We start from the raw sequence: 416 nt of genomic DNA, 5'->3' as shown, positions 1-416 counted from the left end.
CTGGTAACGGCGGGCCGCTGGCCCGGGGCGACCCTTCACAAATCCTGAAGACCTCCCGCCGGCGTGGGGCTGGTTGTGACGCGGACGTCTCAGTACAGTGGGGGGATTACATATCCAGAAAATCCCCCGGAGACCCGCATGACCATCCGCATGCCGCGCCGTGCCGTGCTCAAGGCCTGCCTTGGCGCCGCCGCCACCCGTGCCGCCCTCCCTGCCATCCCCACCTTCGCCGCCGATAGCTGGCCGTCCAAGCCGATCACGCTGGTCGTGCCTTTCGCCTCGGGCGGCACCACCGACATCATCGGCCGGGCCGTGGGCCAGAAACTGGGCGAGGCGCTGGGCCAGCCGATGGTGGTGGACAACMRSCCCGGCGCGGGCGGCACCATYGGCGGGTCCATCGTGGCGCGCGCCAATCC

General features: G+C 70.4%; 1 protein-coding gene. It reads left to right on the top strand.

Annotated features, from left to right (window positions below; all coding sequences use genetic code 11):
* Positions 1-138: 138 nt before the first annotated feature.
* Positions 139-416 (top strand): Bug family tripartite tricarboxylate transporter substrate binding protein (locus AB4Z35_RS30780; protein WP_442101270.1); only part of this gene is annotated, 278 nt, incomplete at its 3' end.

Source organism: Pseudomonas sp. KB_15 (assembly GCF_052114525.1).
In the GTDB taxonomy this organism is placed as follows: Bacteria; Pseudomonadota; Gammaproteobacteria; order Pseudomonadales; family Pseudomonadaceae; genus Aquipseudomonas.
This window is presented reverse-complemented; position numbering and strand designations above follow the sequence as displayed.